This window comes from Bacillus sp. 05T31, assembly GCF_056396725.1.
The window spans coordinates 1-464 of sequence record NZ_JBFTMA010001366.1; the positions used below are offsets into that span (position 1 = coordinate 1).

The 464-nt window shown below is 38.6% G+C and carries 1 riboswitch.

The window, feature by feature from the left end:
* Window positions 1-180 precede the first annotated feature (180 nt).
* A riboswitch (Lysine riboswitch) is annotated at window positions 181-374 on the forward strand.
* Window positions 375-464: the final 90 nt, after the last annotated feature.

Here is a 464-nt window from a genome sequence, read left to right on the forward strand (position 1 = left end):
CAATTTTTTCTTTGCTTATTGCTACATAATAGTAGGTTCGGGTGGAGTTATGCAAGCGTTTCCTATACAATAACCGATATTTTTTGACTTTTCCTAACAAAATTCCTTGCAATATATTCAGAAAGTCATTACAATTGCCATATATTAAATATCTTAGCAATATATAAATCCTCATCAATCCGATGAGGTAGAGGTTGCGACTTTTAAGAGTAGAACGGCCGAGACACAGAGAATGTCATCCGACTCCGTTTGAAAGGAAAAGTTGCCGAAGTTTATATTTCTTCTCTGGAAATATGGACTGGGGCTGTCTCCGAAAGGAACAGAACTGTCACGTTTACAAAATTACCGTGTAAACGTGGTGTGCTATCTTAACGGAAGGGTATGATGGGGTGGTTATTTGTGAAACGTTCCGCCTAATTCTTTTGGCGGTTTTTTGTATTTTTCTCCCCCGCTCCTTCCTATCT